The sequence below is a fragment of the Thioalkalivibrio nitratireducens DSM 14787 genome (assembly GCF_000321415.2).
GTDB lineage: Bacteria > Pseudomonadota > Gammaproteobacteria > Ectothiorhodospirales > Ectothiorhodospiraceae > Thioalkalivibrio > Thioalkalivibrio nitratireducens.
In genome coordinates this window covers 1,741,451-1,765,482 of the sequence record NC_019902.2, presented here as the reverse complement: position 1 = coordinate 1,765,482, position 24,032 = coordinate 1,741,451, and the positions used below count along the sequence as shown (strand labels likewise).

At 65.2% G+C, this 24,032-nt stretch carries 19 protein-coding genes; 10 read left to right on the top strand and 9 right to left on the bottom strand.

The window, feature by feature from the left end; all coding sequences use genetic code 11:
• Nucleotides 1–35 precede the first annotated feature (35 nt).
• The 9 genes from TVNIR_RS20965 to TVNIR_RS08205 all read left to right on the top strand — a co-directional run bounded on the left by TVNIR_RS20965 (nucleotide 36) and on the right by TVNIR_RS08205 (nucleotide 12,340).
• Complete coding sequence (locus TVNIR_RS20965; RefSeq protein WP_015258543.1) at nucleotides 36–1,637, top strand: MFS transporter; 1,602 nt, start codon at nucleotides 36–38, stop codon at nucleotides 1,635–1,637.
• A 33-nt stretch (nucleotides 1,638–1,670) separates the two neighbouring features.
• The gene (locus TVNIR_RS08245; protein ID WP_043739527.1) at nucleotides 1,671–3,020 is read left to right on the top strand and encodes an MFS transporter; all 1,350 of its coding nucleotides are present in this window, start codon (nucleotides 1,671–1,673) and stop codon (nucleotides 3,018–3,020) included.
• A 60-nt stretch (nucleotides 3,021–3,080) separates the two neighbouring features.
• The gene (locus TVNIR_RS08240; protein ID WP_015258541.1) at nucleotides 3,081–6,839 is read left to right on the top strand and encodes a nitrate reductase subunit alpha; all 3,759 of its coding nucleotides are present in this window, start codon (nucleotides 3,081–3,083) and stop codon (nucleotides 6,837–6,839) included.
• 1 nt (nucleotide 6,840) lies between these two features.
• Nucleotides 6,841–8,388, top strand: coding sequence for a nitrate reductase subunit beta (narH, locus tag TVNIR_RS08235; protein WP_015258540.1), 1,548 nt, complete (start codon nucleotides 6,841–6,843; stop codon nucleotides 8,386–8,388).
• Nucleotides 8,385–9,125, top strand: a complete 741-nt coding sequence (gene narJ, locus TVNIR_RS08230; protein WP_015258539.1) for a nitrate reductase molybdenum cofactor assembly chaperone — start codon at nucleotides 8,385–8,387, stop codon at nucleotides 9,123–9,125. Before narH ends, narJ begins: the two co-directional genes overlap by 4 nt.
• Before the next feature lie 5 nt (nucleotides 9,126–9,130).
• Nucleotides 9,131–9,808, top strand: coding sequence for a respiratory nitrate reductase subunit gamma (narI, locus tag TVNIR_RS08225; protein ID WP_006747608.1), 678 nt, complete (start codon nucleotides 9,131–9,133; stop codon nucleotides 9,806–9,808).
• A gap of 292 nt (nucleotides 9,809–10,100) precedes the next feature.
• Nucleotides 10,101–10,439 carry a TusE/DsrC/DsvC family sulfur relay protein gene (locus TVNIR_RS08220; protein WP_015258538.1) on the top strand — a complete coding sequence of 113 codons (339 nt, stop codon included), beginning with the start codon at nucleotides 10,101–10,103 and terminating at the stop codon, nucleotides 10,437–10,439.
• A gap of 372 nt (nucleotides 10,440–10,811) precedes the next feature.
• Nucleotides 10,812–11,585, top strand: coding sequence for a peptidylprolyl isomerase (locus tag TVNIR_RS08210; protein WP_043739526.1), 774 nt, complete (start codon nucleotides 10,812–10,814; stop codon nucleotides 11,583–11,585).
• A 110-nt stretch (nucleotides 11,586–11,695) separates the two neighbouring features.
• Nucleotides 11,696–12,340 carry a class I SAM-dependent methyltransferase gene (locus TVNIR_RS08205; RefSeq protein ID WP_015258536.1) on the top strand — a complete coding sequence of 215 codons (645 nt, stop codon included), beginning with the start codon at nucleotides 11,696–11,698 and terminating at the stop codon, nucleotides 12,338–12,340.
• 75 nt (nucleotides 12,341–12,415) lie between these two features.
• Here TVNIR_RS08205 and TVNIR_RS08200 read toward each other — a convergent pair whose 3' ends face one another.
• A complete protein-coding gene (locus TVNIR_RS08200) occupies nucleotides 12,416–13,279 on the bottom strand; it encodes a coiled-coil domain-containing protein (protein WP_015258535.1) in 864 nt (287 codons plus the stop codon).
• Between the two features lie 66 nt (nucleotides 13,280–13,345).
• Between TVNIR_RS08200 and TVNIR_RS20655 the strand changes: the two genes are divergently transcribed.
• Complete coding sequence (locus TVNIR_RS20655) at nucleotides 13,346–13,723, top strand: WD40 repeat domain-containing protein (RefSeq protein ID WP_015258534.1); 378 nt, start codon at nucleotides 13,346–13,348, stop codon at nucleotides 13,721–13,723.
• 65 nt (nucleotides 13,724–13,788) lie between these two features.
• On the opposite strand, the gene TVNIR_RS08190 is transcribed toward TVNIR_RS20655, so the two are convergent.
• The 8 genes from TVNIR_RS08190 to TVNIR_RS08155 all read right to left on the bottom strand — a co-directional run bounded on the left by TVNIR_RS08190 (nucleotide 13,789) and on the right by TVNIR_RS08155 (nucleotide 24,019).
• Nucleotides 13,789–14,616, bottom strand: a complete 828-nt coding sequence (locus tag TVNIR_RS08190; RefSeq protein WP_015258533.1) for a pYEATS domain-containing protein — start codon at nucleotides 14,614–14,616, stop codon at nucleotides 13,789–13,791.
• On the bottom strand, nucleotides 14,613–15,308 hold the full coding sequence (locus TVNIR_RS08185) for a TIR domain-containing protein (protein ID WP_015258532.1): 696 nt from the start codon (nucleotides 15,306–15,308) through the stop codon (nucleotides 14,613–14,615). Before TVNIR_RS08185 ends, TVNIR_RS08190 begins: the two co-directional genes overlap by 4 nt.
• A gap of 103 nt (nucleotides 15,309–15,411) precedes the next feature.
• Nucleotides 15,412–17,967: a patatin-like phospholipase family protein gene (locus TVNIR_RS08180; RefSeq protein WP_211263159.1), complete on the bottom strand. Its 2,556-nt coding sequence runs from the start codon at nucleotides 17,965–17,967 to the stop codon at nucleotides 15,412–15,414.
• A gap of 83 nt (nucleotides 17,968–18,050) precedes the next feature.
• Nucleotides 18,051–19,382 (bottom strand): TRAFs-binding domain-containing protein, encoded by a 1,332-nt coding sequence (locus TVNIR_RS08175; RefSeq protein ID WP_015258530.1) that lies wholly within the window; start codon nucleotides 19,380–19,382, stop codon nucleotides 18,051–18,053.
• Between the two features lie 76 nt (nucleotides 19,383–19,458).
• Nucleotides 19,459–21,228: an N-acetylmuramoyl-L-alanine amidase gene (locus TVNIR_RS08170; protein WP_015258529.1), complete on the bottom strand. Its 1,770-nt coding sequence runs from the start codon at nucleotides 21,226–21,228 to the stop codon at nucleotides 19,459–19,461.
• Between the two features lie 38 nt (nucleotides 21,229–21,266).
• Nucleotides 21,267–21,488: a hypothetical protein gene (locus TVNIR_RS20200; protein ID WP_015258528.1), complete on the bottom strand. Its 222-nt coding sequence runs from the start codon at nucleotides 21,486–21,488 to the stop codon at nucleotides 21,267–21,269.
• 301 nt (nucleotides 21,489–21,789) lie between these two features.
• Nucleotides 21,790–22,989, bottom strand: a complete 1,200-nt coding sequence (gene tnpC / locus TVNIR_RS08160) for an IS66 family transposase (RefSeq protein ID WP_052316629.1) — start codon at nucleotides 22,987–22,989, stop codon at nucleotides 21,790–21,792.
• 364 nt (nucleotides 22,990–23,353) lie between these two features.
• Nucleotides 23,354–24,019 (bottom strand): DNA adenine methylase, encoded by a 666-nt coding sequence (locus TVNIR_RS08155; protein ID WP_015258526.1) that lies wholly within the window; start codon nucleotides 24,017–24,019, stop codon nucleotides 23,354–23,356.
• Nucleotides 24,020–24,032: the final 13 nt, after the last annotated feature.

The window sequence follows — 24,032 nt, the reverse complement described above, 5'->3', positions numbered from 1 at the left end:
GACAAAGATAGCGACTGACATGGGAGCCAACTGCAATGGCCGCTGATATCAAAGAATGGGACGTCGAGGACAAGGCGTTCTGGGAATCGAAGGGCAAACGTATTGCGAACCGCAATCTCTGGATCTCGATCCCGAACCTGCTCGGTGCCTTCGCCATCTGGCTGATGTGGGGCATGATCACGGTGCAGATGATCAACCTGGGGTTTCCGTTTTCCCAGGCCGAACTGTTCACCCTGACCGCGATCGCCGGCCTGACCGGTGCGACGCTGCGCATCCCCGCCTCGTTCATGATCCGCGTCGCCGGCGGGCGCAATACGATCTTCCTGACCTCGCTGCTGCTGATTCTGCCCGCGCTCGGGGCTGGCTTTGCCTTGCAGACCCAGGACACACCGCTGTGGGTGTTCCAGCTGCTCGCGCTGCTCTCCGGCGTCGGCGGCGGCAACTTCGCGGCGTCGATGAGCAACATCAGCACCTTCTTTCCGAAGAACCGGCAGGGTCTGGCGCTGGGATTGAACGCCGGTCTCGGCAACTTCGGCGTGACCACGATGCAGATCCTGATCCCGGCCGTGATGACCGTCGGCCTGTTCGGGGTGATCGCCGGGGATCCAATGACCCTGCTGAAGGACAGCGGCACGCTGATCGGCAGGATCCCGGCGGGCTCCGAAACCTGGATCCAGAACGCCGGCTTCATCTGGGCGGCGATCATGATCCCGCTGGTGGTGCTGGCCTGGTTCGGGATGAACAACCTGCGGCCGATCACCCCGGAACCCGGTCACGCGATCACGGCATTCGGCAAGATTCTCAGCCTGTACCTGATCGGTTTCCTGACCGCCGGCGTCGGCCTGTACCTGTACCTGCCACCCCCGACCGGCCTCGGCATCCTGAACATGTGGATCGCGATGCTGCTGATCATCGTCGCGACGCTGTTCCTGATGCGCATCATGCCCGGAAAGATCGGGGCCAACTCCAAACGCCAGTTCACGATCTTCAAGGACAAGCACACCTGGTCGATGACGGTGCTGTACATCCTGACCTTCGGATCGTTCATCGGCTTCTCGATGGCATTGCCCCTGTCGATCACGGTCATCTTCGGCTTCAGCAGCGTCGAGGTGGACGGGGTGATGGAACGGGTCGCGAACCCGAACGCCCCGTCGGCGCTCACCTACGCCTGGATCGGGCCGTTCGTCGGCGCGCTGATCCGCCCGGTGGGTGGCTGGGTCTCCGACAAGGTCGGCGGTTCGATCGTGACCCAGATCATCGCTGGGGTGATGGTGATCGCCTCTGCCGCGGTCGGCTACATGATGATGCTGGCGTACAACTCGCCCAACCCGGAGCAGTACTTCTTTGCCTTCATCGCGCTGTTCATCGTGATCTTCGCGGCGACCGGCATCGGCAACGGGTCGACGTTCCGCACGATCGGCGTGATCTACAACCGCGAACAGGCCGGCCCGGTGCTCGGCTGGACCTCGGCGGTCGCCGCCTACGGCGCGTTCGTCGCTCCGCTGGTCATCGGTGAACAGATCCGCGGCGGCACGCCGGAGATGGCGATGTACGGCTTCGCGGTCTTCTACGCGCTGTGCATGGTGCTGAACTGGTGGTTCTACCTGCGCCGCAACGCCTACGTGAAGAACCCGTGATCCGCAAAGACGACCATTGCTGCGTCGACCGTGATGAACGCCCGCGCCATCGACTCCTGGGCCCCGGACGACCCCGCCTTCTGGCAGTCCCGGGGCAAGCTGATCGCGCACCGGAACCTCTGGATCTCGGTGCCGAACCTGCTGGTCGCGTTCGGGGTGTGGACGATCTGGAGTGTGGTCGTGGTGCTGCTGCCGCCGGCCGGGTTTGGCTACTCGACCACCGAGTTGTTCCTGCTGGCGGCAATGCCGGGCCTGAGCGGGGCGGTCCTGCGCCTTGCCTACGGGCTGGTGGCGACACGGGTCGAAGGCCGGCGCCTGACGATGATCACGACGCTCGCGCTGCTGGTCCCGGCGGTCGGGCTCGGGGTCGCGGTGCAGGATCCGCAGACGCCATACCCGGTGATGCTGCTGCTGGCCGGATTGTGTGGGCTGGGAGCCGGGAGCTTCGCGTCGAGCATGACCTCGCTGACTCTGCTGTTCCCCCGCTGGGAACTCGGCAGTGCTCTCGGCCTGAACTCGGGAATGGGCAACCTCGGCGTCAGTATGGCGCAGTTCCTGGTGCCGATCGTGGTGACGCTGTCGGTGTTCGGGGCATTGGCCGGGGCGCCGCAGACGGTGGAGTTGCGCGGCGACGCGCAGCTGCTCTGGCTGCAGAACGCGGGGTTCGTCTGGGTTCCGGCGATCCTTCTGTGCGCGCTGTTTGCACGTTTCGGCATGCACGAGGTGCCGTTCCCGCCCGCGCGGGAGGCCGGTGTGTCGGTGTACGCGCAGCGCCGGTACTGGGTGTTGTCCCTGATGTATCTGGGGACCTTCGGTTCGTTCATCGGCTTCACCGCCGCTTTCCCGCTGTTTGCGCACACGCAATTCCCGGAGATCGACGTGCTGCAGTACGTGTTCCTGGGGCCGTTGTTCGGTGCGCTCGCACGTCCGCTGGGCGGCTGGCTCGCGGACCGCTACGGCGGCGGGCCGGTGACGTTCTGGGCCTTCGCGCTGATGGGGTCCTCGGTGCTGGTGTCCATGAATTTCCTCCCGGGGTCGGCCACGGCAGGGAGCTTCTGGGGGGTGATGGCCGCGTTCATGGTGCTGTTCCTGGCCGCGGGACTGGGCAGCGGGTCGATGTTCCGCATCGTGCCCGACCTGATCGAGGGCGAGCGGCCGGAGCCGGCGCCGCGGCGTTCGATCCGCGAGTCGGGGCAGGTCATCGGCCTGGTCTCGGCGGTTGGGGCGCTGGGTGCGTTCGCGGTGCCGGTGTTGTTGGCCCTGGCGCTGGGCACCTCCGGGGGAGTGCACGGCGCACTGACGATGTTCGTGTTGTTTTACCTGGTTTGCATGGCGCTCACCTGGTGGTGTCACGTCCGTACGCGGTCGGACCCCGACTGGTGAGCCTCGACGACGAATGCGGTGGGCGCGCCGTGCCCACCCTGGTGTAACAGGAGAGTCCGAATGAGCCATTTTCTCGACCGACTGACGTTCTTCAACCGGGTCAAGGACCATTTCTCCAGCGGGCACGGAGAGGTCACCCGCGAAGACCGCCGCTGGGAGGACGGATACCGCCAGCGCTGGCAGCATGACAAGATCGTGCGGTCCACCCACGGAACCAACTGCACCGGTTCGTGCAGCTGGAAGATCTACGTGAAAAACGGGCTGGTGACCTGGGAGACTCAGCAGACCGACTATCCCCGGACTCGCCCGGATCTCCCCAACCACGAGCCCCGCGGCTGCCAGCGCGGTGCGAGCTACTCCTGGTACATCTACAGCGCGAACCGGGTGAAGTACCCGCTGGTCCGCAGCCGGCTGGTGAAGCTCTGGCGCGACGCGCGGCGCACGCTGGGCCCGGTCGAGGCCTGGGAGAGCATCGTCGAGGATCCGGCGAAGGCGCGTTCCTACAAGTCGATGCGCGGCCTCGGCGGTTTCGTGCGCGCGGAATGGGACGAGATCAACGAGATCATTGCCGCCGCGAACGTCTACACCGCCAAGGCCTACGGGCCGGATCGCATCTACGGGTTCTCGCCGATTCCTGCGATGTCGATGGTTTCCTACGCGGCGGGTTCCCGGTACCTGTCGCTGATCGGCGGCGCCTGCGGCAGCTTCTACGACTGGTACTGCGACCTGCCGCCGTCGTCGCCGCAGACCTGGGGTGAGCAGACCGACGTTCCCGAATCCGCGGACTGGTACAACTCGACGTTCCTGATGATGTGGGGTTCGAACGTGCCGCAGACGCGCACGCCGGACGCCCATTTCATGACCGAGGTGCGCTACAAGGGCACGAAGACCGTCGTGGTCTCGCCCGACTACGCCGAGGCGACCAAGTTCGCCGACATCTGGCTGCATCCGAAGCAGGGCACTGACGCCGCACTCGCGATGGCGATGGGCCACGTGATCCTCAAAGAGTTCCACGTCGAGAACAAGAGCGAGTACTTCACCCAGTATGCGCGCGAGAAGACCGACTTCCCGCTGCTGGTGCTGCTCGACAAGCAGGACGGCCACTACGTGAACGGCCGCTTCCTGCGCGCCTCCGACCTGAAGGATTCGCTGGGCCAGAAGGCCAATGCCGAATGGAAGACCCTGTCCCTGGACGAAACCTCGGGCCGGCTGGTCGTGCCCAACGGCTCCGTAGGGTTCCGCTGGGGTGAGACGGGCGACGATGTCGGCCGTTGGAACCTGGAAGCGAAGGATTCGGCCACCGGCGCGGAGGTGCAGCTCGCACTGACGGTGATCGGCGATTCCGATGAAGTGGTGCCGGTCGCGTTCCCGTATTTCGGCGGCGCGAAGCATCCGCATTTCACCCACACCGACCATGACACGCTTCAGGTTCGCAACGTGCCGGCGAAGAAGATCCAGCTGGCCGACGGTTCAGAAGCACTGGTTGCGACCGTGTTCGACCTGACCTGCGCGAACTACGGTGTGGACCGTGGCCTCGGCGGTGGGAACGTCGCCGCGAGCTACGACGACGACGTGCCCTACACGCCGGCCTGGCAGGAACGCATCACCGGCGTGAAGCGTGATCAGGTGATCACCGTCGCGCGCCAGTTCGCGGAGAACGCGGACAAGACCCATGGCAAGTCCATGGTGATCATCGGCGCGGCGATGAACCACTGGTACCACATGGACATGAACTACCGCGGCATCATCAACATGCTGATGATGTGCGGCTGCGTGGGCCAGAGTGGTGGCGGCTGGTCGCATTACGTGGGGCAGGAGAAGCTGCGTCCGCAGACCGGCTGGCAGCCACTGGCATTCGCGCTCGACTGGCACCGCCCGCCGCGGCACATGAACAGCACCTCGTTCTTCTACATCCATTCGAGCCAGTGGCGCTACGAAAAGCTGTCGATGCAGGAGATTCTGTCGCCGACCGCGAAGCCGGAGGACTGGACCGGGAGCCAGATCGACTACAACGTGCGCTCGGTGCGCATGGGCTGGCTGCCTGCCGCGCCGCAGCTTTCCGAAAACCCGCTGGCGGTGTGCCGCGAGGCCGACGCCGCGGGCAAGGCGCCCGCCGAGTACGCGGTCGAGCAGCTGCGCGCCGGCAAGCTCGGCTTCGCGTTCGAGGCCCCGGACGATCCGAAGAACATTCCGCGCAACCTGTTCGTCTGGCGCTCGAACCTGCTCGGTTCTTCGGGCAAGGGCCACGAGTACATGCTGAAGTACCTCCTCGGCACGACCCACGGGGTGCAGGGCAAGGACCTCGGCGGCGAGGGCCGCGAGAAGCCGGAGGAGGTCGTCTGGGCCGACAAGCCGATCGAGGGCAAGCTCGACCTGCTGGTGACGCTGGACTTCCGGATGTCCACCACCTGCATGTACTCGGACATCGTGCTTCCGACCGCGACCTGGTACGAGAAGCACGACCTGAACACCTCCGACATGCACCCGTTCATCCACCCGCTGACGGCGGCGGTGGACCCGGCCTGGGAGTCCCGGACCGACTGGGACATCTTCAAGGGGATCGCGAAAACCTTCTCGAAGGTCTGCGAGGGTCACCTCGGTGTCGAGAAGGACCTCGTCGCGTTGCCTCTGCTGCACGACACGCCGGCCGAACTGGGTCAGCCGCTGGAGGTAAAGGACTGGAAGCGCGGCGAGTGCGACCTGGTTCCCGGCAAGACGATGCCGGGGCTGGTGGTGGTCGAGCGTGACTTCCCCAACACCTACAAGAAGTTCACGGCGCTGGGGCCGCTGATGGTCAAGGCCGGCAACGGCGGCAAGGGCATCAACTGGAACACCGAGGAAGAGGTCAAGGCGCTCGGCGACATCAACTACGTGGTGACGGAAGAGGGCGTCAGCCAGGGGCTGCCCCGGATCGAATCGGATGTCGACGCGGCCGAGACGATCCTGATGCTCGCGCCGGAAACCAACGGCCACGTGGCGGTGAAGGCCTGGGACGCGCTGGGCCAGATTACCGGTCGCGATCACAAGCACCTAGCATTGCCGAAGGAGCACGAGAAGATCCGCTTCCGCGACGTAGTCGCGCAGCCGCGCAAGATTATCTCCTCGCCGACCTGGTCGGGACTCGAGGACGAGCACGTGTCCTACAACGCCGGCTACACCAACGTGCACGAACTCATCCCGTGGCGCACGCTGACCGGGCGCCAGCAGTTCTACCAGGATCACCCCTGGATGCGCGCCTTCGGCGAGCCGCTGTGTGTCTACCGCCCGCCGGTGGACATGAAGACGGTCGATCCGATCATCGGCACCAAGCCGAACGGCAACGGTGAGGTGGTGCTGAACTTCATCACTCCGCACCAGAAATGGGGCATCCACAGCACCTACACCGACAACCTGATCATGCTCACGCTCTCGCGGGGTGGGCCGATCATCTGGATCAGCGAGGTCGACGCGGCGAAGGTCGGCATCGAGGACAACGACTGGATCGAGGCCTACAACGTGAACGGCGCGATCGCCGCCCGCGCGGTGGTCAGCCAGCGGGTGCCGGAAGGCATGTCGCTGATGTACCACGCGCAGGAAAAGATCACCAACACGCCCGGATCCGAGACGACCCAGACGCGCGGCGGCATCCACAACTCGGTGACCCGCGCGGTGCTGAAACCCACCCACATGATCGGCGGCTACGCCCAGTTGAGCTACGGCTTCAACTACTACGGGACCGTCGGTTCCAACCGGGACGAATTCATCATCGTCCGCAAGATGAACAAGATCGACTGGATGGAAGAACGCGCCCCAGCCGCTCAAGCCGTGGAGGCTCGCTGAGATGAAGATTCGTGCACAGATCGCAATGGTGCTGAACCTGGACAAGTGCATCGGTTGCCACACCTGTTCGGTCACCTGCAAGAACGTCTGGACCTCGCGCGACGGGATGGAGTACGCCTGGTTCAACAACGTCGAGACCAAGCCCGGCATCGGCTATCCGAAGGAGTGGGAGAACCAGGACCGCTGGAACGGCGGCTGGCGCCGCCGCGAGGACGGGCATATCGAGCCGCGCATGGGCGGCAAGTGGCGGATCCTGGCGAACATCTTCGCGAACCCGGACCTGCCCGAGATCGACGACTACTACGAGCCCTGGGACTACGACTACGCGCATCTGCAGGACGCGCCGGAGTCGAGGGCAATGCCAGTCGCTCGCCCGCGTTCGCTGGTGAGCGGGAAGCGGATGGAGAAGATCCACTGGGGGCCGAACTGGGAGGAGATCCTGGGTACCGAGTTCTCCAAGCGCTCGAAGGACTACAACTTCGAACAGGTGCAGAAGGACATCTACGGCCAGTTCGAGAACACCTTCATGATGTACCTGCCGCGCCTGTGCGAGCACTGCCTGAACCCGGCCTGCGTCGCATCGTGCCCGAGTGGCGCGATCTACAAGCGCGAGGAAGACGGGATCGTGCTGATCGATCAGGACAAGTGCCGCGGCTGGCGCATGTGCGTGTCCGGTTGCCCATACAAGAAGATCTACTACAACTGGAACACCGGGAAATCGGAGAAGTGCATCTTCTGCTATCCGCGCATCGAGGTGAGCCAGCCGACGGTCTGCTCGGAAACCTGCGTCGGACGCATCCGCTACCTCGGAGTTTTGCTGTACGACGCGGACAAGATCGAGGAAGCTGCCAGCGTTGCCAGCGAGCGGGATCTGTACGAGAAGCAGCTGGAAATGTTCCTGGATCCGTTCGACGAGAAGGTGCTCGCTGCCGCCCGCAAGGAAGGCATCCCCGAGTCCTGGCTCACCGCCGCCCAGCAGTCGCCGATCTACAAGATGGCAATGGAGTGGAAGATCGCGTTCCCGCTGCACCCGGAGTACCGCACGCTGCCGATGGTGTGGTACGTCCCGCCGCTGTCGCCGATCCAGTCCGCCGCCGAGTCCGGGAAGATGGGTATGAACGGCATCATCCCCGACGTCGACTCGCTGCGCATCCCGGTGCGCTACCTCGCGAACATGCTGACGGCCGGTGACGAAAAGCCGGTGACGCTGGCGCTGAAACGCATGCTTGCGATGCGCGCCTACATGCGCTCGAAGACCGTGGACGGCGAGTTCAACCAGGCCGTGCTCGACGACGTCGGTCTGCGCATGGACCAGATCGAGGTGATGTACCGCTATCTCGCGATCGCGAACTACGAGGACCGTTTCGTGATCCCGAGTTCGCACCGGGAGTACGCGAGTGCGACCTACGACGCCTACGGCGAGCGCGGCGGTTGCGGCTTCAGCTTCGGCAACTCCTGCGCCGACGGGGCGACCAAGACCAGCATTTTCGGCACCAAGCGCCTGACCGACCGTCAGGGCAAGCCGATCCGGGTGGAGGTGAAGTCATGACCGACACGGATCGGATCGAACCGATGAAAACGCTGAAGGTGATCTCCCGGCTGTTGTGTTACCCGCGAGCCGACCTGCTCGGGGCGCTGGAGGAGCTGGCGGCGGCGGTGGAAGAGGAACGGCTGCTACCTCCGGAGCTGCGGCGGCGTATCGGAACGCTGATCGCCGAATTGCGTATCACGGACCTCTACGTGCTGCAGGAGGACTATGTGAACCTGTTCGACCGTGGCCGGGCGGTGTCCCTGCACCTGTTCGAGCACGTGCACGGGGAGTCGCGCGACCGGGGCCAGGCGATGGTGGACCTGGTGGACCTGTACCGCCGTCACGGCTTCGAGCTGAGCGCGCGGGAACTGCCGGACTACCTGCCGCTGTTCCTGGAGTTCGCCTCCGAGCGGCCGGTGAACGAGGCCCGCGAACTGCTCGGCGACGCGGCGCCGGTGCTTGCACTGATTGGCGAACGACTGGCATTGCGGGGCAGCCGGTATGGGGTTCTGTTCGACGCGCTGCTGGCCTTTGCGGGTGCGCCCGAGAACCTCGACGAGATCCGAGAGCAGGCGGCTGCCGAGGGCCCCGACGAAACGGTGGTGAACATGGACAAGTACTGGGAAGAAGAGGCGGTGACCTTCCTCGCGCCGGGCGGCTGCGGCAGCGGGCAGGCGACTGAACAGCCGATCCACTGGGTGAAGCCGGAACCCGCCGGCACCGTGCCCGCCAAGCAATCCGTCTTCGGAGGTTGACTACAATGGATTATCTGAACGAACTCGTCTTCGGGTACTTCCCGTATCTGGCGCTCGCCGTGTTCCTGCTGGGCAGCCTGGTACGTTTCGAGCGCGACCAGTTCACCTGGCGCAGCGGCTCGAGCCAGATGCTGCGCACGAAGAACCTGCGTCTCGCGAGCAACCTGTTCCACATCGGGATCCTGCTGCTGTTCTTCGGTCACCTGTTTGGTCTGCTGACGCCCGAGTGGGCGTACAAGGCGATCGGGATCTCGACGCCGGCCAAGCAGCTGATCGCGATCATCGCGGGCGGCATCTTCGGCCTGATGACCTTCGTGGGGCTGAGCATGCTGCTCTATCGCCGCCTGTTCGACGCCCGTATCCGGGCGACCAGCAGCGGGTCCGATCACTTCATCCTGGTCCTGCTGTATGTGCAGCTGATTCTCGGGCTTGCCACGCTGCCGCTGTCGATGACCCACCTGGACGGCGCGAACATGGTGGCGCTGGCGAACTGGGCGCAGCACATCGTGACCTTCCAGCCGGGTGCCGCCGCGTTCATCGTCGACACCCACTGGATCTTCAAGGCGCACATCGTCCTCGGGCTGACGATGTTCCTGGTGTTCCCGTTCACCCGGCTGGTGCACATCTGGAGCGCCCCCGTCTGGTACCTCGGCCGCAGCTACCAGCTGGTGCGCCGCCGCTGAACCCTCCCCGGAACTCCCTCCCTACGAGCGGGAGAGGGTTGGGGAGGAGGAAGCGCATGGTCATCCCCGCGTGCACTCAACCCTCACCCCCGGCCCCTCTCCCCGCAAGCGGGAGAGGGGGAGCAAACGCCCTCCCCGCCTGCGGGGGAGGGCTGGGGAGGGGGAAGTGCACGGCACCATGCACCCCCGAACCCGACCTTGATCCCGCATGCGGGAGGGGGACGGAGGCGAAGGCCGAAGCTTTCACAACGACCGACAACCGATGACGCAAAGACCGACTGGAGAATGCCCCATGGCCATCGAATTCAACGACACGACCATCGCCACCGACGAGGAAGGCTACCTCGTCGACCCCGAGGCCTGGACCTCGGGCGTCGCGGAACACATCGCCGCGGAAGAGGGGATCGACCTCACTGACGAACACTGGGCCGTGATCCGCTTCATCCGCGAGTACTACGACGAGCACCAGATCGCGGTGGATGCCCGCTTCGTGATCAAGTTCCTCGACGAGGAGTTCGGCTACGGCGACAAGGCCCACAACCACCTGTTCGAGCTGTTCCCCTACGGCTACGTGAAGCAGGCCTGCCGGATCGCCGGCATGCGCCGCCCCCGTGCCTGGAGCACCGGCTGAACGGCGCGGGCCATGCAGAACGACACCGACCCGCAAGGGGCGTAGGGCGGAAGAGGCCGAAGGCCGTCATCCGCCGTGCGGCACCGCGCGAACCCCGGCGGGTGTGCCTACCCCGAAGCTGAAAGGCGGATGACGCTGCGCTTTTCCGCCCTACAGCGGCTTGAACCGCCGGCGGTGGTTTTGGTCCCGCTGGACAGCAGGGTAGGGCGGAAGAGGCTGAAGGCCGTCATCCGCCGTGCGGCGCCGCGCGAACCCGGGCCTGTGTGCATTCACCGAGGGCGAACCGTGGATCACGACGCGCTTTTCCGCCTGACCTGAACATGAACCGGCGGCGGCTTTTTGGAACCCGACGGAAAGACGAGAGACGATGCCATGACGATAACCGTGAACGGTGTGGAGATCCCCGAACAGGCGATCCACCGCGAGATGCAATATCACCCCGCCCCGTCGGCCGATGTCGCCCAGTACGAAGCGGCCCGGGCGCTGGTGATCCGCGAACTGCTGCTGCAGGAAGCCCGCCGCAGCGAGTTGAGCCCGCCCCTTGATGCGACCGATCCGGAGGAAAGCCTGATCCAGGCATTGATGGCTCGGGCAGTCCAGGTCCCGAAGGCCGATAACGCGGCCTGCCGGCGCTACTACGACACGCACCGGGAGCGCTTCCGCAGCCCCGTCGTGCACCACGTGTCACATATCTTGCTCCCGGCGGCCCCGGACGATCATGAAGCTCGACGGGAAGCGATCGCCGGGGCTGAAGAACTGCTGGCCGAGATCGGCGATGATCCCGGCGCGTTCACCGCGGCGGCGATGACCCATTCCGCCTGCCCGTCGCGCGACGCGGGCGGCGACCTGGGTCCGATCGGCCGCGGCCAGACCGTGCCCGAGTTCGAGAAAGCGCTGGAGCGCATGGAGCCCGGCAAGATCGCATCGCGCCCGCTCGAGACCCGCTACGGCGTGCACCTGGTCTACCTGCGGGGTCGGGAGGGTGGCGAACAACTGCCGTTCGAGGCCGTGCAGGCCCAGGTGGCGGAGTACATGGAACAGCACGTGCTGCGCCGCGCCGTCGCCCAGTACCTGCAGCGCCTGGTCGGCGACGCCCGCATCGACGGCCTCGACCTGGACGGCGCCGACACCCCGCTGGTGCAATAGCCAAGCCTTGGCACCGCGACAATGCAGCCACGGAAGAACACGGAAGCCGCGGAAGGTGAAAGGGATTCACCCCCGTTTTCGTGCGAATGACGGCCAGGCCAGGAACTCCGATGGAATCCAAAGAGCACTGGGAAAAAGTCTACGCTTCGAAAAGCGAAACCGAGGTCAGCTGGTTTCAGGAACATGCCCGGCTGTCCCTGCAGATCCTCCGGGACGCCGGGGTGCCCAGGGATGCCGCGATCATCGACGTTGGGGCAGGAGCCTCGCACTTCGTCGACGACTGCCTGCGCGAGGGCTACCGCGACCTCACCGTGCTGGACGTATCCAAAGCGGCGCTGGCCGCGGCCCGCGCAAGGCTGGGGAAGCGGGCGTCGGACGTACACTGGCTGGAGGCCAACGTGCTCGATGCCGATCTGCCCGCTCATGCTTACGACGTCTGGCACGACCGGGCCGTGTTCCATTTCCTGACCGACTCCTCGGGTCGCCAAGCCTACGTGCGGCAGGTGCTGCGCGCGGTGAAACCGGGCGGCCTGGTCATCGTCGCGACCTTCGCCAAGGACGGACCGACCCTGTGCAGCGGACTGCCGGTGATGCGCTACAGCCCGTCGGCGCTTCACGCCGAGTTCGGTGCCGCATTCACGCTTCTCGGCCACCACCGCGAGGCGCACCAGACACCGGCTGGCAAGGAACAACCGTTCGTCTACTGTCTCTGCCGCATGGACAGCGGTGCGCTCGAGGCGAGTCCGGAGGACTGACGTAGCGCGAGGCGCAGCGTCGTACCTCGGTCAGACACCGGCGCCGATTCCCGGACGGATGGCCGTTGTGCCGGCTTAGCAGATAGACGTCACGAGCCAGTGCCGGCTTCGGAGCGGCCTGGCATCCGGTCCCAGTCGATGGTGACCGCGTTCACGGACTGGCAGGGCAGAAATCCCGCTTTTTCCAGCCGCTTTTTCCAGCCGCTTCATCCATGCGGGACGCCCGCCATGGGCCGCCAGCAGTTTTTCGAGATCGCGGCGAAACTCCTGTTCGCGTTCGGCGGCCTGCAGGGCCTCGGCGAGGTCCTGCAGGCGTTGAAGGGCCTCGTCGTAGGCGGCACCGGTGCGGCGCTCCAGGAGGGTGTCGATCTCGTCCCAGACACGATCCGCCTGTTGGGCCACAGTCGAGAGATAGCGTGCGTGTTCTGCCTGGCGCTTGGCCTCCTTGGCGGCACGCGCTTCGCGTTCGCGTTCCAGGCGCAGGCTGCGTGCCGCTTCCACGCCGGCCTCGATCTCGGCCAGCGTTCGTCGATCCGAGCGGGGGATCATCGGGTGCTGATTGCGTTGCCAGGCGAGGAACTCGCCGTGTAGCCTACGTTCCGCCGCCAGCGGCTGGCCCAGCAGCATCAGCCGCAGCGGGGCACGCAGGGCGTCGGCAGTCTGCGTGGCCAGCCAGGCGTCGACATCCGATTCTGCCGCTTGCGGCGACCGCAGCTCGGGACTTGCCACAGCGGCTGCGGCAACCAGGTCTGGGTCGAGCAGGAGAAACTCGGCCAGTGCCTGTTGTGCCGGGGTGAGCGCGCCCAGACCCGCCGGCCGTGGCGGTTCCGGCTCCTCCGCGTCGAACTCGCCCTCGCTGACGCGCGCAAGCCACCCGAGATAGAGCGGGCGGGTGTCTCCGCGCAACAGTTCCTCGCGCAGGGGCAGCAGGCGCGCCATCCAGCCGGGACCATTTCGCCCGAGGGTGGGAGACTGGTCTCGGCCGGGGGTGACGGCACGCTGCGGGTGTGGGATGCGGCGAGCGGGGAGCGTCTGCGGACGCTGTGCGGGCACGAGGGCTGGGTGTTGTTCTGCGCGTATTCGCCGGACGGCGCTCGGCTTGTGTCGGCGGGGGGTGAGGGGACGCTGCGGGTATGGGATGCGGCGAGCGGGGCCTGCCTGCGCGTGAGTGCGATTGCGCCGGCCGGGCATGTGGTCTGGGAGCCCGACACTCAGCGGATCATCGAGGCCGGCGGCGATTTTTGGCGCTGGTTTTCGTGGACCGGCATCGACCCCCGGAGCGGACAGATCACCCGTTACCCCGCCGAGTACCGCGGCCCGCTCCCGCAACCCCGCGAGGACTTCTACACCAACGCCCCGGCCCCGCGTTTCGGCCCCTGGTAGCCCCACGCCTGTGCGCTCCCCTTGCGTGCTCGAGCGCTGCAGTCATAGCCACGACCTCTCGGCCATCACCCGCGTTCTCTTGCCACTGAACTCTTGAGGACATCCAGGGCCACCGTTTCAAGTTCCTTGTCATCCGAGACCCGGAATGCCTGCCACCCTTGGAGTTGCTGCGGCGGTTCAACTTCGGTGCCGATGAGTACGGGAACCACGAGTCCGGTGCCGATCTCAAGGGTTAGCTCGATCTCCTGCATCAGGAAGAGGCTGGGGCGGCGTGAGAGGACGAACACCGCAACGTCTGCGTTGCGGATGCGCTCACGTATGGCGTGTTCCCACGGCAGTCCGGAAGCGATGTCCTCCGCTGTGGTGACCTTGGCACCGTGACGTTCGAGCACCGCCCTGATGTTCCGTATGGCCGGCATATCCCCGACGCTGCCCGACAGGAACACGGTGAGAGGCAGCGTCTCCGTCTTGGGCGCGACGCCTCTCGTGGCAGCGCGGCGCGGAGGGCTGCTGCCAACCAGATCGTTCGTGGCCATGCCCCGTTTCCGGGCTTTTCGTGGAACCTCCGAGTGTGTTGATTTGATTCTGGGCAGTCCTTGGTCTGGTTTCGTAGGCGGCTGTTCGAGCGTGAGCCAATGATGCCGCTTCAGGGTCTCACCGCTCTTGAGTGTGACTTCCGCAAAGATCTCGAACTCTCCCCAGCCGGCCGAAGAGATCCGGAAGTCCGAACTGCGATCGTCGGTGTGGCGAACCGGTGTGGGGAAGGTGGGGTGCAGCGTGTAAACCACATGCGACACGTCGTCGAGTTCCGCCGGAGATCCATCCAGCCAGACGGACCAGCGCCACCAGTTCTTGCCCTGGTAATGGGCGTCCTGTGCGATGCGGAGGCTCATGGCTGATTACCCACTGAAGAGAGTTTGATGTGCATCCATTGCGACGTGGCGACGGACTGCCAGACCTTGTTGTACTCTTGGACCTCCAACTGAATCAGATGCTCGTCGTCGACACCGTTGATGTAGAGGAAGGTACCGCCGCCCTCGGGCACCGGAGTACTCTCCCGCCAGTCAGTGAACTCGCCCCGTAGCCAGAGCCGATAGCGGCACCGGCTATTGTTGCCGGCGGCTCCGAGCCGCCGGGCCAGCATTGCCGGAAGCAGTTGTACCTTGACCGTGCGACCCACGGCGCGCTTCCACAGGCCGATGGTTTCCGAGAGGATCAGCAGGGATTCGACGGGTTGGTCGCGGTTCAGCGCGATCCGCTCATGCGGCTGGTACATGCCGCCGTTGTTAACTCCATCCTCGACCACGGCGATCGCCCGCTTGTTGTGGGCGCGGGCGTAGGCCAGTTCGTCGAGCACCCATTGGTGGGTGGTCCAGCCGCCACCCAGCAACTCGTCTCGACGCGTGAGCAGGGCCACGAGGGCGTCGCTGCTGTCGATTCTCCTTTGTACGGCCGGGGTAAGCTGCTCCCCGGCTAGACGTTCGCCTGTGATCGCCTGCACGTGGTGACTGGCCAGGAGCTGCTCGACGAAACCGACGAGGGCCTTGTCGTCGTCCCGGAAGGAAAACGCGAGAAAGATCTTCACCGAGCCCTCTTGTGGGTCGCCGAGAGGTACCGGCGCAAGTTTCCGTGCCAGGCGCGCCAGCGTACCCGATACGGAGGAACAGCGCCGAAGTGTGCGTTGTCACTCATTTCAGGCCGAGCAAGCGGCCGACCCGGCCGCGCGCGAGATACAGGCGGTCAAAGAATGCCAGGTGCACCCTGGAGGCGACAAATCCCGCGACCGCGATCAGTCCCTTGCGCAGGTGCCCCCGCATTGCGCGCTCCGGCTGGACCCACTTCAGCGCCGGGACCATGAGACCAGCCGCGATCAGCGCGAGTATCAGGACAAGGGCTCCCAAGGTAGGCGCCAGGCTCGGTAGCGGGGTGTTCCAGAACGTTGCCGTCAGCGTCGCGATTGCCAGCAGAGCGGCAATCAGAGCCGCCCAGCCGGCCACGCGAAATGCCGGGACCAGCCTCCAGACCTTGAAGAGGCGAGCCGCACCGACCTGGAGCTGTAACCCCAGATCCTTGCGGCGAACATCCGGGCTGTCGGGCGGTTGCCCCAGCAACTCCTCCAACGCTAGAAACGACCAATCGCCGCGCGGCGCGCCGACATCGTAGTCCCCCCAGGTGCCGGGCTGACCTTCCTTCTCGTGGCCTTGCTGCAGTTCGCGGAACTGGTGTTCCGTCATCAGGTAGCCGCTCAGCATCAGGGCGTGTGCCTCGACCTCGGTGAAGCTGTCCAGATCCGTACGCAGCGCGGCCAGTTTGGATTGCAGGTCACGATCCACGCCGTAAGGGGTGCGCTGACCGGTGTGTTGCGGCTCGGACCTGGGTTCGTCGGAGCCGATCCAGTCGAGGGGTTCGGACGCGAGATCCTTCTTCAGGTGCACGAAGAACAGCCCTTCGATCGCGCGGCTGTCGAGGCGGGCGACGAGATCCTGGTACTGGATATCGCGCACCCGCTTCATCAGGATGCTGTTCGCCCGTAACGGGACACCGACGAGCCTGTCGGACGGGTTGCTCTGGTCGTCCATCTGGCCCGAGGCGTCGCTGCACAGGATCAGCGTGCAGCCTTCGTCGAGCAGGCCGGCCACACCCTGGTTGTCGTGGACCCCACCGTCCACCAGACGCACGGTTCGTTCCGGGTACAGACCCTCGATGACCAGCGGTTCGAACAGGCCGGGCACACAGGCTGACGCGGCCACGGCGTGGCCCAGGCGATACTGGCGCAGGGCTTCGGTGGGCATGTCCCTGTAGTACGGGCGGCGCAGTCGCTCATTGACGTCCACCTCCGTGCCGATCAGCCCGGGCGGCTCGCCCATCCAGCGGGCGCTGAACTGCCAGGCATGTCCGGTGTTCAGAGACGTGGCGTTCAGCAGCAGCGCCGGCACCCTGGCGCGGCGCCGCCAGTTCGAGAACCTGGGTTTGAACGAGTCCGGATCGGATTCACCCGCCGGTTTGATCAGCAACTCGGCAAGGACACGCGGCTGGTCCAGAAGGTGCCCGTCGGCCACCCGGCCGTACAGCGCTTCTTCGAAGATCTCACCGAGTCGGTGGCTCCGGGAGCGGTCCTTGCGGAAGATCATGCGCAGATTCTCGCCCAGGCGCGCGAGTACCTGCATGCGCGGATTGCGCTGTACGCCGGCGAGGAACTGCTTTTGCAACTCGCTTACCATCGCCAAATAGTCGCTACGGGAAATCCCGCGGTCCGGATGGCTCTGAAGCCAATGACGCACGGCCAGGTAATAGTGCGCCCCGACGATGCTGCCCCCGGACACCGTGGACAGCACCTCGACGCTGCGCAGCACATCCGTTTCCGCCAGGCGTGCCAGCACTCCCAAATGGAAGAACGAGGCGCGAAAGCCGCCGCCCGACAGGGCGAGCCCAACCTTGCCCCGGTAGCAGGAAAGGGCCAGCTCGGTCTCCTCTCCCAACAGCTCGGCAAGCGCCTGCCACGCGGGATGCCATTTCACGCTGTCCCGATTCTCGATGGGTGCTTCGATGCCCTGGAGACGGGCCAGGGTGACCAGTTGCCGGAACGTGGTCTGGCGCTCCCATTCCTTCGTCTCGATGTTTCTGGCCTTGGCCAGCCACTCTCCCGCCTGGGTGTAGTTTCCCAAGCCGAACTGGATCTCCGCCAGCGTTGCAACGTACCAGTACTGCCCCTCAAGGGCAGGGTTCCTTTCCGCGGCTCGCGGTAGCTCGACGGCCATGTCCTCGCGCAGTGCTCGAGCCTTCGCGCGGAGGGCCTCGGCCTCGACCGGATCCGTGCCGGTGCGCGCGGCCACGCTCGCCGCGCGGGCCGCCAGCCGGTCGAGCACGAAAGCCGCGTTGACGCCACCATAACCCATGTCCTCTTCCGGGTTGCGCTCGTAGGCTGCCCGATAGAAGACCAGTGCTTCGTGCAGGTCCTCGAGCTTTCCGAACTGCTCCCACCGGCGCTTGTATACCGCTCCGCCCAGCGCCAGGGTTTCGGCGTTACGGTTCCCGGGATCGCGCAGGCCGATCCCCTCCAGCAACGCCAGGGCCTCGGCAAATCGGGTGGCTGGCGGCCGCTCCTCGTCCTTGTAGGCGCACAGGGCCAACTGCTGGACGATCCAGATATCGCCCGGGGCGTGGTGCCTGGCCCGGGCCAGGACCTGGCTTGCCAGAGCGAACTCCAGAGCGCCCTTCAATTCCTTGACGAGCTTCCGGAGCACGGACCCCTCCGGTGATGGCTGTTCCCCCTGCAGTAGGGTTCTGGCTTGCTTGATGGACTCGTCCATGTTCCCGTTCCCCCTGTTCATGTTCTGCGGCCCAGTACCCGCTCGATCTCCTCGGTCCAGGACGGGCTCTCGCCCCGGCGCAGGCGTGCCTCGCGGATCAGCCGGAGGTTGCGGGCGGTGGTTTCCGGCTCCCAGGGCTCCCGAATCGCGGCGAGCGCATCCGCGAGCGCGGCCTGCGCCGCGTCCTCGTCCTTGGCCAGCACGGCGAGTTCGAGCCGGGTGGCGTGATCCCAGTAGTCGGGTTTGCCCGCGGCGATGCGCCGCTCGACGGCATAGGCGACGACCGGGAGCAAACGCTCGCGGCGCGGATCCGGCGACTCGCGCAGCTCCATCAGCGTGACCGCGTTGACCCCCGGGTAGGCATCCCGCCAGTCGGTCTCGAAACCCTTCAGGTAGGCCTCGATCGCCTGGTTGAGCTGACCCCGCGCGAGCAGGGTATCGCCGTCCTTCAGTGCCCGTTCCCAGCGATCCTTGTACACGCGTCCGAGGATGCCGTAGGTCTCGCTGCTGGGCCCGCGCCGGGTGATCAGGTCGAGCAGCACGCGCTCGGCCTCGTCGCCGCGACCAGCGCGGTTGAGCGCCAGTCCAAGCTGTTCCTGAACGAGCACGGTGGCGGCCAGTGGCGGCGCCATCTTCGGCACCAGCGCGATCATGTCCTCCCAGGCCTTCACCGCCCGATACGACAGAAACAGGTCGATCACCACCCCCGACTCGACATCGGCGAGAGCGCCGAGTTGGTTCTCCACGCCACGTACGGCTTCGACGCCTTCGTTGCGCGCGGCGGCCAGGCGTTGCTTCAGCGACTCGGAATAGGCCACCCGCTCCCGGAATACGTCGGTCTTGAGCCGCTGGATGTCGGGGAAGCCCTCGACCAGTTGAAACACCGGGCTGTCGGTTGCCCCGTGGCGGGCCTCGCGCAGCCGCTCAGTCAGTGCCTCACGGATTACCGCCGTATCGACCGGGATGCCGTCGGGACCCAGCCGGTAGGGGATCGCGCGCAGCGGAGCGACGTCGAACGGGAGTTGCCCGGTGTCCTCGGCATAGAGAGTCACCGTGCTCGCCGGGCGCACCGCGTGCCGCAGACCCAGCTCGTAGAACACGTTCGCGTTGGCGGTGGTCAGGTCCGCCACCGCGTACTCGCACAGAATCAGCCGCTCGAACATCGGCTTGTGGATGATGCCCCCGGTCATTTCCTCGTCCGCGCGTAGCGGGTCAAGCCCGGCCTGCTCGATCGCGGGCGCGATCAGACCGCGGTAGATGGCATCGAAGTCCACCACGGTGCCGCCGACCGTAGGTTTCTTGCCGAAGGGCATCAGGACGAAGCAGAGGGGAAGCTGAGCGGCGGGCATGATGCGGTTTCTCGGTCAGAGTGGGGTGGTGTAAGGCAGCGTGGAGCATCTGCTCAAGCGACGATGGGCCATAGGATCAGCTCATGCTGGAAAGGTAGCGCTCGGCAATACGCGCGATTCGGGTGCCGCGATCGTCGGTGTGCCCGGAGTCCACGCGGGCCTTGTCGCCGTTGATCACTTCGCGAGCATTGTAGAAGTCCGCGACGTCGTCGTTGACGTACCTCGGCAGCTTGTGCGCCGGCCTGAAAGTCCCGTCGCGCATGCCCTGGACCAGAATGCGGGCCGCGATGCTTGGATCCTGGTAGGTGAGGTCTGGCCTGGAGAGTAGGTCGATTCCCAGCCTTTTCGACCAGAACCTGTAGTTGTGTCGGCCGGTGATCTGCACATAGCCCCTCCCACGAAAGCGGAAGCCGTCCCCTTTCTGTGTATTGTCGAGATCCTTACGTCCCTCGTAGCGCTTTTGATCAGGAGTGGGTCCCCAGATCTCAACCATGAACTTCCCGCACTGCGATTCGTGCTCAGAGGTCGCCAGCACGTAGGCAATCTGTGTTCGCGTATTCACTCCGCTGGCCAGGCACTCGGCCAGGATCACGGGGATGGACTCTTCAGCGAATCTGCGAAGTCCTGCGTCCACACTGCCGACGCAAGCTGCCGCCAAGGCATGAATCGTGGAACCGTCCAGCCATGTTAGCTCCTCGGGGACTGGCAAGGCTTCAATGGAGGGGGGCGCGAGCTCCTCGGATACCGCCGCTCCGGCGAGGCCCGGGATCAGCACCACGTCGCCTGGCGCGAGGAGGCGCGCACTGGCCTCGTCGAAAGGCTGACCATCGGATTGAAGCAACTCGTGCCAGCGGGCTCCGTTGCCCAAGTGACGGGCGGCAAGAGCGTAGAGCGTATCCCCAGGCTCCACGACCCAGCGGCGGTGCTCCGGAGGCTTGGTCGAGCGCCGGGGCGGCTTATCGCCGATCTCGATCCGATTCTTCTCCAGGTCGAACACAAGCGGCAACTCCAGAGCAGCCGCTGCCGCGGCTGCTCGCACATAGCCGTGGGACATCATCAATTCGGCCACCTCGCTCTCGGTCGCCTCGTCCGGGACCACCGTCTCGCCATCGAGAAACACGCCGTTCAAGAACAGCGGCATCGTGTGACCGGAAGGCAGCAGGGCCAGAGTGTCGCGGGAGGCGTTGAGGAGTTGCCAGCCTACATCCTGGACCAGGCTTTCCACCTTCAGGAACGCCTCTTCGTCAGCATGAAGCGAGCCCTTCAATGCCACACCCAGTATTTTTGCATCCAGATCCGCACCCAGCGATTCGTCCGGGACGACCCCGTCGATGAAAGCGCGTACCAGCTCGCGAAAGCGTTCGCCCACCTGTTCGGTGGGCAGCCGTGGTTCCCAGGGCAGGACCATGGGGTCCCACTTTCCCGACTGTGCCACACCGAGATTGCGCTGGACCTCACCATGGCCGAGCACCGTGCGTGACGTGACGGGAATCTCGTAGGCCACGCAGAGATCTGCCGCGGCCTGAGCCATGGTGCGCCACTGCCGTTCGGTCATTGGAAATCGTCCCGGATCGAACGGGCGTTCCCGCGCCCCCGCCATACAGCAAACCGTCAGGCCGATCGATCCGGTGTTGAGCCGCGCGGTATGCGCGGCGTATTTCCCATCGGTAGTGGACTGGTTGTCTGCGATGCTGTGTTTGCCCCGTACCAGGTTCCCGTCACCCTCAACCAGGATGTGGTAGTGCTTGCGATCAAGAGCGGAGGCTTGGTAGGTGCCGGCTGTCCAGTGACAGACGATGCGGCGCATCTGCACTTTGGGCATCCAGGTCTTGGGAATCTTGGACATGATTGCACCTCCTGGTGGGTTTCCTTTTTTGATGCCAGTCATTCAGAGCGCAACTGGATGGCGTCGCCCGCAGCGAACCAGATCTCGAAATGTCGCGGGCGGATCGCGGTGGAGTCGCCGTAGCGGCGGCTCAGATCGTTGAGCCGGAGCTGCGGTTCGGCAAGAATCTCGTTGGTGATCGCCAGCAGCTGATCGCCCTCGTTGCCGCATTCCTCAGCCCGGAAGCACCGCAGTTCACTGCGCCGCGGCGCGGCGTTCACTAATTCAATTCCCGGTGCTTGGATGCGTGAACCATCCTTCAAGCCCCGTTCTTCGAGTTGCCGTTCGAGTCCCTGAGCAGGTACGCGTTGCGCATCCTCGGCGATATGAACGAATACCCGCAGCGGAAAATCTTCTGCAGCCTGCGCGGGAATCTCTAAGGCATTAGCCTGATCTGAAGCTGTATCCCGAGGAAGTAGTATCCTCTCCTCGTGGCCGGGGGAAGTATACGGTCTCGTTCCCGGGTATGCGTTCACTCCCCCAGGCTTGAGTGCTGGTATTACAACCGCATGCGGCGAAAGGTCATGGTGCCGGGGCGGGTTCAGGCAGAACGGGGGCCGGCTCGCCTTTGCGCCGCTGCTGGACCACCTGAGCCAGGTAGGGCCAGGGCGAGACCCCGCGCTTGCGGCAGGTTTCGATCACGCTGACGAGGAGCGCGAAGGCCAAAGAACCCTGCTCGGTCCGGGTGCCCTGGCTGATGCGACGGCTGATCACCCAGTGCCGCAAGGCCTGTTCGGCCCAATTGTTCGTGATGGGCAACCGCGGAAACTCCAGAACGGCCCAGATCGCCTCCCAGTCATGGGTGAACTCGCGCGCCAGTTGCCGCGTCTTTTCGTGCGCACAGTCCCAGTGATCCACGCATAGGTCGTTGAAGGCGTCGAGCTTGCCGCGGTTTTTCTGGTACAGATCGGCCGGAGGCTGTGGTCCTTCCCGGGCCTGGTAGACTTGCTGGAGCAGGTCCTCGAACAGGGCCAGGGTGGCGGCACCAAACGGTCGCGCCAGTGGGTCGAGGCTCTGGTCCAGCCCATGGGCCTTGCGGATGAGATGCGCCAGGCAGCGCAAGCGGCGATCGTAATCGCGATAGGCCCAGAAGCCATCGCTCATCAACCAGCCAACGAACGCTTCGCCCAGGATCTTGTGCAGCATCCTGCGGGAACGCCTGCCGATGGCAAACAGGGTGGCGGTGGTGCAGGTAAAGACCCACAGCCACAAGAGCTGGTTTCCCTCTTTCCAGCCGGTTTCGTCGACATGCAGCAGTTCGGCCTCGCGAATCAACGGCACGATATCGCGCTCGATCACCGGCGCGACCGCGCGACCGGCTTCGTGCAGGCATTGGTGGATCGCCGCGATGCTCAGGGATACGCCCAGCCAATCGGCCAGAAACTCCTGGACACCCCGGCGCGAAACGCGCTGGCGCAGCGACAAGGCGCAGATCAGCGCCACCAGCATCGGACCGGCCAGGTGCCATTCGGTCAGTTCGACCTGCCAGTCCGTATTCTCTGCACAGCGTCCCGGTTCCGCATGCGTCCAATGGCCGCAGGAACATTGCCGTTGCAGATAGACGTGCTTGGTGTGACGGACTTCAAGGCCTGGGGAACCCGAAGTGGGGGCGACCACATCGAGTGCATAGCGACCATTGTAGCCCTTGGTCGGAGCATCCGCGGGAAAGGGCGTGCCGCAGCATCGGCAGCGATCGGGGCTGTGCAGGATCTCCTCCTGCACCGGCAACGTGACCAGACGGCCGCAACCGGGTGCGCCGGGCGCTTGCCGGGTTTGCCGGCGGGCGCCTTGTTCTTGTCGGAGGCGGGCGTGGTCGCCGCAGATGACGGGGTTCTGACGCGGGTGCCGTCGGATCTTCGGTTGGGTCCTCCGTCTCTGCTGCGCTGGCGGCTTCCCAAGGGGGCTGGCTGCTCGATGGCCGGGAACTGTTGGCCGGGTTTTGCCCCAGGCGATCATGCGCCTCTTTCAAATCCACCAGCAGATTCACCGCAAGCACGCGCAGCGCGGCTTCGCTCAGGGCCGCGATGAACGCCTCGTCGATCTGCCGAAGATCGTGTGGGCTCAGGCGCATCCTCCGCGACCCACCTCAATCCTCGGCCTCAACCGCCATCAGGGCCGAGAGCACCGCCAGGCGCTCCGCCGCGGGCATGGCCCGGTAGCGCTCGCCCCAGCTCGCGGCCTTGCGCTTGATCCGTTGCCGGTCGGTGAAGTTCTTGCCCGCATAGCGCGGCCAATGCACCCGATCGGGCGTGAAGTTGAACCAGAGTTTCTCGGTGCGCACCCGACCCTGGATCATCACCTGCACTTCCAGGCTCCGCCAACCCGTCAGATGCTCGTCGTACAGCGCCGAGGGGTAGCCCGACAGGATGACCGAACAGGGGAGCGACTGGAGCAGCGCAAGCAGCTCGAGATGGTCGGCCTCCTGGTATTCAAATCGATAGCGCCGCCGCGAGGTGCGGGTGGCATGCAGATACGGCGGATCACTGTAGACCAATTCCCGGCCCTGGAAATCGAACCCGGCCAGAAACGCATGCGCGCAGGCGTTCACCTTCTCGATCGGATAGGGGCCCGCAAACTCCCGCAGTGCTTGCGGGTCCAGGTCGATGCCAATATTGCGCAACGCCGCCGGCTTGCGCTGCATGATCGCCCCACCACCGAGATGGGTTTCGATGTAGGTGTCGTGCGGCGGCATCAAGGCAATGATCGATTGGCACAACCCGACCGTCGCCTTCGAACCGAAATAGCCGCCCATCGCACGCCTCCCA

Bases quoted from the DNA above. Each gene is read 5' to 3' on its own strand.
- TVNIR_RS20965 (WP_015258543.1), top strand. From the start codon at position 36: ATGGCCGCTGATATCAAAGAATGGGACGTCGAGGACAAGGCGTTCTGG.
- TVNIR_RS08245 (WP_043739527.1), top strand. From the start codon at position 1,671: ATGAACGCCCGCGCCATCGACTCCTGGGCCCCGGACGACCCCGCCTTC.
- TVNIR_RS08240 (WP_015258541.1), top strand. From the start codon at position 3,081: ATGAGCCATTTTCTCGACCGACTGACGTTCTTCAACCGGGTCAAGGAC.
- narH (WP_015258540.1), top strand. From the start codon at position 6,841: ATGAAGATTCGTGCACAGATCGCAATGGTGCTGAACCTGGACAAGTGC.
- narJ (WP_015258539.1), top strand. From the start codon at position 8,385: ATGACCGACACGGATCGGATCGAACCGATGAAAACGCTGAAGGTGATC.
- narI (WP_006747608.1), top strand. From the start codon at position 9,131: ATGGATTATCTGAACGAACTCGTCTTCGGGTACTTCCCGTATCTGGCG.
- TVNIR_RS08220 (WP_015258538.1), top strand. From the start codon at position 10,101: ATGGCCATCGAATTCAACGACACGACCATCGCCACCGACGAGGAAGGC.
- TVNIR_RS08210 (WP_043739526.1), top strand. From the start codon at position 10,812: ATGACGATAACCGTGAACGGTGTGGAGATCCCCGAACAGGCGATCCAC.
- TVNIR_RS08205 (WP_015258536.1), top strand. From the start codon at position 11,696: ATGGAATCCAAAGAGCACTGGGAAAAAGTCTACGCTTCGAAAAGCGAA.
- TVNIR_RS08200 (WP_015258535.1), bottom strand. From the start codon at position 13,279: ATGGCGCGCCTGCTGCCCCTGCGCGAGGAACTGTTGCGCGGAGACACC.
- TVNIR_RS08190 (WP_015258533.1), bottom strand. From the start codon at position 14,616: ATGAGCCTCCGCATCGCACAGGACGCCCATTACCAGGGCAAGAACTGG.
- TVNIR_RS08175 (WP_015258530.1), bottom strand. From the start codon at position 19,382: ATGCCCGCCGCTCAGCTTCCCCTCTGCTTCGTCCTGATGCCCTTCGGC.
- TVNIR_RS08170 (WP_015258529.1), bottom strand. From the start codon at position 21,228: ATGTCCAAGATTCCCAAGACCTGGATGCCCAAAGTGCAGATGCGCCGC.
- TVNIR_RS08155 (WP_015258526.1), bottom strand. From the start codon at position 24,019: ATGGGCGGCTATTTCGGTTCGAAGGCGACGGTCGGGTTGTGCCAATCG.